A 3876-nucleotide genomic window follows, 5' to 3' on the forward strand; every position below is an offset into this window, starting at 1 on the left:
CGGCGGGGATGCCGCCCGCCCCGGCCGCGCACCCGGTGGAACACCGCTGCTCCTGCGAGCGTGTGGGGTGCCCGGCGCCGGGCGCGCACCCGGTGTCCCCCGCCTGGGGCACCGGGGCGAGCGCGGATCGCGCGCAGGTGGAGCGGTGGGCGCGGGCCGAACCCGCGGCGAACTTCGTCACCGCGACGGGCCGGGTGCACGACGTGCTCGACGTGCCGGCCGAGGCGGGGCACCGGGCGCTGGAGCGGCTGCTGGCCGAGGGCACCGAGGTGGGTCCCGTGGCGCGGGCGGGCGGTGACCGCCTACTGTTCTTCACGCAGACGCGGGGGCGTCCGCAGGACGAGGACGAGTGGTGGCCCTGCGCGCTGGACTGCCATCCCGAGACGATGGCCGAGCATCCGGGCCTGCGCTGGCACTGCCGCGGGAGCTACGTGCTGGTGCCGCCGTCCCGCCTGCCGGGGCAGGAGGCGGTCGGCTGGCTGCGGGGTCCCGGGCATCCGCGTCCGGACCCGCTGACCCTGCTGGCGGCGCTGACGGACGCGTGCGCGTGGTTCGCCGCCCGCGAGACGGCGCGGGAGGCCGCGGCGGAGGCGGCCGAAGCGGCGGGGGCGCGGCCGGCGGTAAGGCCCTGAACCGAGGCTCCCGCCCCGGACCCGCCCGTCGGGCACGCGGGGCGGAGCCGTCGCATGCGGTTCCCGCCGGGCGGCGTCGGAACCGCCGCCCGGGAGCGGCGTCAGGAGCCGGTCGCGCCCGTCACGCCTTCCAGGCGGCTGACGATCGAGACCTTGCCGGAGGCGGGCACCTCGGCGGCCTGGCTCGACACCCACTCCTTGGTGAACTTCGTGTGCGCCGTGCCCTGCATGAGCGGCACCACGTCCTTGGGGACCTGGGGGCTGTAGCCGGCCGCGGTGGTCTGGCGCTGGTAGTAGCGCGTCGCGAAGAAGACGAACGCGCCGCCGTCCTTCGTGGCGAGCGCGAGCGGCGTGAACTCGCCGTTCTTGAGGGGCTGGTCGATGTACTGCATGGTGCTGGCCGTCTGCTTGGCCGACTTGGCGCGCTGCGCCCGCCACTGGTCGGTGTGCGGGCCGGGCGCGAACTCGTCGGGACTGCCCGTCCGGAGGTACTCGGCGTAGTCGGCGCTCAGCCGTGCGGGCGGGACCGCGAGGGTCCCGGCCTTGCCGCCGGCGGGCACCGCGTAGCCGTCCGCGTCGGTCGCGAAGCGGGGTATCGCCGCGGCGGTCATGCTCGTCAGGTACGCGGCCTTCCAGCCGGAGTCGGGGCTCTCGCGGACGAACGCCATGATCCAGCGGACCTGGTCGGCGCCGGTGCGCTGCTGGCCCGCGGGGGCCGCGTCGGCCACGAACCAGCGCGGCCAGCCGGCCTTCTTCGGGATGCTGAAGTGCGGGTCCTGGAGCACCAGATCGCGGTGCTGCGGGTTGCCTCCGGGGCTGGTCACGGAGTTGGACCTGAGCCCGGCCTGGTTGATCGCGCCGAGCGCGCCCGCGACCCGGCCCTTGTCCAGGGCCGGGTCGTACGCCTTGTCGGCGGCGTTGTACGCGTCGACGAAGCCGGTCAGGGCCTGGGAGGCCTCACTCCGCTTCACCGACGGGACGACCGCCAGTTCCCCGTGCACCGTCACGCAGCCGCTCGCCGCCAGCGACAGCCCCGTCGCGGCCGCCATCGCGGTCAGCGCCGTTCGAATCGGCCTTCTCATCGGTCGTCTTCTGCTTTCCGGACTCCGTGGACCCCACCCGTTTGAAGAACCCTACCGGCAGGAGGAACAGTGTGAGGGCCGGGACCAGATAGACGAGCCACACCACGCTCTGGAGCAGGGTCGGGTCGGGCTGGAAGTTGAACACGCCCTTCAGCAGCGTGCCGTACCAGCTGTCGGGCGGGATGGTGTCGCTGATGTCGAAGGCCAGGTGGGTGAGGCCGGGCAGGATGTTCGCCTCCTGCAGGTCGTGGAAGCCGTAGCCGACGACGCCGGCCGCCACGATCACGAGCATCCCGCCGGTCCAGGTGAAGAACTTGGCCAGATTGATGCGGATGGCGCCCCGGTAGAACAGCCAGCCGAGCAGGACCGCCGTCAGGAGGCCGAGGATCACGCCGATCAGCGGCGCGGGGGTGCCGTCGGAGGACGCCCGGACGGACGCCCACACGAACAGGGCCGTCTCCAGGCCCTCGCGGCCGACCGCGAGGAACGCGGTGGCCACGAGCGCCCCGGTGCCCATCTGGAGGGCGGAGTCGAGCTTGCCGTGCAGTTCCGCCCTCAGGTGGCGGGCGGTGCGCCGCATCCAGAAGACCATCCACGTCACGAGTCCGACCGCGACGATCGACAGGGAGCCGCCGAGGCCCTCCTGCGCCTCGAACGTCATCTCCTGGGAGCCGAATTCGAGTGCGCAGCCGAACGCCAGGGCCAGTACGACGGCAGCCCCGACGCCGAACCAGATGGGGCGCAGCGCGTCGCGCCGGCCCGTCTTCACCAGGTAGGCGATGAGGATGCAGACGACGAGGCTGGCCTCGAGCCCCTCGCGCAGGCCGATCAGGTAGTTGGCGAACACGCCGGGTTCCTTCCGGGACGGGGACGCACCCCGAGGTGCGCTGGGTGCCACGCGCGGGCGGGCGCGGCGCCGCCGGTGCCGCTCGCGTGGCCGTTCATGTGGTGGCGCCGGCGGGGGCGGGGGTACGGGCCGGCGTCACGTGTCCATCAGCTCCCGGCCCCACCAGTCGCGCGGGTCGCGGACGCCGGGCGGGATCGCGAAGACGGCCGAACCGACGTGCTGGATGTACTCGTTGAGGGCGTCGCTGCGGGCGAGGCGCTGCTGCACCGGGATGAAGGCGCGGCGGATGTCGCGCTGGTAGGCGAGGAAGAACAGCCCGGCGTCGAGCCGGCCGAGGCCGTCGGTCCCGTCGGTGTACGAGTAGCCGCGGCGCAGCAGCCGCGCCCCGCCGTTGGACTGCGGGTGGGCGAGCCGCACGTGGGAGGCGGGCGGCAGTTTGGCCAGGTCGGGCCTGTCGTGCTCGTGGGTGCCGCCGTAGGGCGCGCCCTCGCCCTTGGTCCGCCCGAACACGTCCTGCTGGTCGGTGAGGGAGGACCTGTCCCACACCTCGATGTGCATGGAGATGCGGCGGGCCACCAGGTAGGAGCCGCCGGTCATCCAGGCGGGGCCGTCCTTGGCGCCGACCCACACGTCCTGGTCGAGCAGGCCGGTGTCGGTGCTCGCGATGTTGTCGGTGCCGTCCTTGAACCCGAAGAGGTTGCGGGGCGTCTGGGCGCCGGGCGTGGTGGACGACGTCTTGCCGAAGCCGAGCTGCGACCAGCGGATCGCGACCGTGCCGAAGCCGATCCTCGCGAGGTTGCGGATGGCGTGCACGGCGACCTGGGGGTCGTCCGCACAGGCCTGGACGCACAGGTCGCCGCCGCTGCGCGCCGCTTCGAGGTTGTCGCCGGGGAACTTCGGCAGGTCGACGAGCGCGTCGGGCCGGCGGCCGGCCAGCCCGAAGCGCCCGTCGGCGAACAGGGACGGGCCGAAGCCGACGGTGAGGGTGAGCCGGGAGGGCTTGAGGCCCGCGGCCTCGCCCGTGTCGTCCGGCGGGGCCTCGGCGACGGACGGCACTGCGCCGCCGCCGATCTCGTGCCCGGCGGTCATCCGCTCGGCGGCCCGGGTCCAGTCCTTGAGCAACTGGACGAGCTGTGCACGGTCGTGGGTGGTGACGTCGAAGGCCGCGAAGTGCAGCCGGTCCTGGACGGGCGTCGCGATGCCGGCCTGGTGGGCGCCGTGGAAGGCGACGGCACCGCCGGTGTCCGCGGCGGCCGCGTCGCCGTCGGTGCCGTTCATCGCGGCCGCCACGCCGCCGCCCGCCGCGGCGGCGCCG

At 74.1% G+C, this 3876-nt stretch carries 4 protein-coding genes; 1 reads left to right on the top strand and 3 read right to left on the bottom strand.

The annotated features are described in order from the left end of the window. A partial coding sequence (locus L1885_RS25055; RefSeq protein WP_235799447.1) for a bifunctional DNA primase/polymerase occupies positions 1–632 on the top strand: 632 nt, incomplete at its 5' end. 101 nt (positions 633–733) lie between these two features. Here the strand turns inward: L1885_RS25055 and L1885_RS25060 are convergent. The 3 genes from L1885_RS25060 to efeB all read right to left on the bottom strand — a co-directional run. Further along, positions 734–1681 carry an SCO2278 family lipoprotein gene (locus L1885_RS25060; protein ID WP_235799448.1) on the bottom strand — a complete coding sequence of 316 codons (948 nt, stop codon included), beginning with the start codon at positions 1679–1681 and terminating at the stop codon, positions 734–736. Next, positions 1590–2561, bottom strand: a complete 972-nt coding sequence (gene efeU / locus L1885_RS25065) for an iron uptake transporter permease EfeU (RefSeq protein WP_235799449.1) — start codon at positions 2559–2561, stop codon at positions 1590–1592. The genes L1885_RS25060 and efeU overlap by 92 nt, the downstream gene beginning before the upstream one ends. A gap of 135 nt (positions 2562–2696) precedes the next feature. Continuing rightward, positions 2697–3876: iron uptake transporter deferrochelatase/peroxidase subunit (efeB, locus tag L1885_RS25070; protein ID WP_235799450.1), on the bottom strand; the 1180-nt coding region annotated here is incomplete at its 5' end.

The sequence above is a fragment of the Streptomyces fuscigenes genome (assembly GCF_021556455.1).
In the GTDB taxonomy this organism is placed as follows: domain Bacteria; phylum Actinomycetota; class Actinomycetes; order Streptomycetales; family Streptomycetaceae; genus Streptomyces; species Streptomyces fuscigenes.

Excerpts from the sequence above, each read along its gene's own strand:
- L1885_RS25060 (WP_235799448.1), bottom strand. The coding sequence starts at position 1,681 with ATGGCGGCCGCGACGGGGCTGTCGCTGGCGGCGAGCGGCTGCGTGACG.